The organism is Rhizobacter sp. P3_B12 (assembly GCF_056402895.1).
In genome coordinates, this window is the sequence record NZ_JBFUGN010001101.1 from 1 (window position 1) to 1,907 (window position 1,907).

A 1,907-nucleotide genomic window follows, 5' to 3' on the forward strand; every position below is an offset into this window, starting at 1 on the left:
CTACTACGTCGACGGCGACCTGCAGGACCTGGCGCTCGAGACCGGCGGCCTGGTCGCCGATTCGCTCGAGATGGCGCGCTTCGGCCGCGACCACCCGAGCAAGACGCTGGTCGTCGCCGGCGTGCGCTTCATGGGCGAGACCGCGAAGATCCTGAGCCCCGACAAGCGCGTGCTGATGCCCGACCTCGACGCGACCTGCTCGCTCGACCTCGGCTGCCCGCCCGACGATTTCGCGCGCTTCTGCGACGCCCACCCCGACCGCAAGGTCGTCGTCTACGCCAATACCAGCGCCGCCGTGAAGGCGCGCGCCGACTGGATGGTCACCAGCTCCTGCGCGCTCGCGATCGTGCGCCACCTGAAGGAACGCGGCGAGAAGGTGCTGTGGGCGCCCGACCGCCACCTCGGCCGCTACATCCAGGAAGAAACCGGCGCCGACATGCTGATGTGGAACGGCGCCTGCATCGTGCACGACGAGTTCAAGGGCCTGGAGCTCGACCTGCTGAAGGCCGAGCACCCGGGCGCGAAGGTGCTGGTGCACCCGGAGTCGCCGAAGTCGGTGGTCGCGCAGGCCGACATGATCGGCTCGACCTCGCAGCTGCTGAACGCGGTGCTGCAGATGGACGCGAAGACCTTCATCATCGCCACCGACAACGGCATCCTGCACCGCATGCGCCAGCTCGCGCCCGACAAGACGCTGATCGAGGCGCCCACCGCCGGCAGCAGCGCCACCTGCAAGAGCTGCGCGCACTGCCCGTGGATGGCGATGAACGCGCTGCAGGGCGTCGTCGCCTGCCTGGAGCACGGCAGCGGCGAGATCCACGTCGACGAGCCGGTGCGCAGCCAGGCGCTGGGCTGCATCGACCGCATGCTCGATTTCGTGAAGGCCAACCCGTCGAGCACGCAGAAGCTCGGCCTGGTGAAGAACATCGGTGCCGCATGACGATCGCCTTCGAGTTCGATGAAACGCTGGAACAGGCCCGCACGCGCAACATCCGCGATGCGCTGGCCGAAGACATCGGCCGTGGCGACTGGACCGCGCAGCTCGTGCCGGCCGGGCGCCGCGTGCGCGCTCGCGTGCTGGTGCGCGAAGACGCGGTGCTGTGCGGCCGCGACTGGTTCGACGGCTGCGTGCGCGCGCTCGATGCGCAGGCCGCGATCGACTGGCATGTCGACGAAGGCGCGCACATGGCACCCGACACGCTGGTCTGCCACATCGAGGCCGATGCGCGCGCGCTGCTGTCGGCCGAGCGGCCGGCGCTGAACTTCCTGCAGCTGCTGTCGGCCACCGCGTCGGTCACGCGCCGGCATGTCGACGCGATCGCCGGTGCGTCGCCGAACCCGCGCGGCTGCGCGATCCTCGACACCCGCAAGACGCTGCCCGGGCTGCGGCTGGCGCAGAAATACGCGGTGCGCATCGGCGGCGGGCAGAACCAGCGGCTCGCGCTGTGGCACGGCATCCTGATCAAGGAGAACCACATCGCCGCGGCCGGCGGCGTGGCGGCCGCGCTGCGCCACGCCCAGGAGCTGCAGTCGGGCGTCGACATCCAGATCGAGGTCGAGGGCATTGCCCAGCTGCGCGAGGCGCTGGAGGCCGGCGCCACCAGCGTGCTGCTCGACAACTTCGACGAGGCGCTGATGCGCGAGGCGGTCGCCGTGACGGGCGGGCGCGCGCTGCTCGAGGTCTCGGGCAACGTGCAACTCGACCAGGTGCGGCGCATCGCCGAGACCGGCGTCGACCGCATCTCGATCGGCCGTCTGACGAAGGACGTGCGGGCCACCGACTACTCGATGCGGGTGCTGGAGCGGATCTGACTGCGGGTGGGAGTCCCGGTCGGCGCGGACTTATGCCGCACTCTGGGTGTGGCCGCCGCGGCCCGCACTGACTACAGTCGACGGGACATCCCCAC

Annotated in this window: 2 protein-coding genes; both read left to right on the forward strand. The window is 70.4% G+C overall.

Annotated features, from left to right (window positions below):
• Window positions 1-940, forward strand: a 940-nt coding sequence (nadA, locus tag AC1D01_RS32580; RefSeq protein ID WP_477873635.1) for a quinolinate synthase NadA, incomplete at its 5' end; no start/stop codon positions are given.
• Window positions 937-1,812 (forward strand): carboxylating nicotinate-nucleotide diphosphorylase, encoded by an 876-nt coding sequence (gene nadC, locus AC1D01_RS32585; protein ID WP_477873636.1) that lies wholly within the window; start codon window positions 937-939, stop codon window positions 1,810-1,812. The genes nadA and nadC, both read left to right, overlap by 4 nt.
• The last annotated feature ends 95 nt before the right edge of the window (window positions 1,813-1,907 follow it).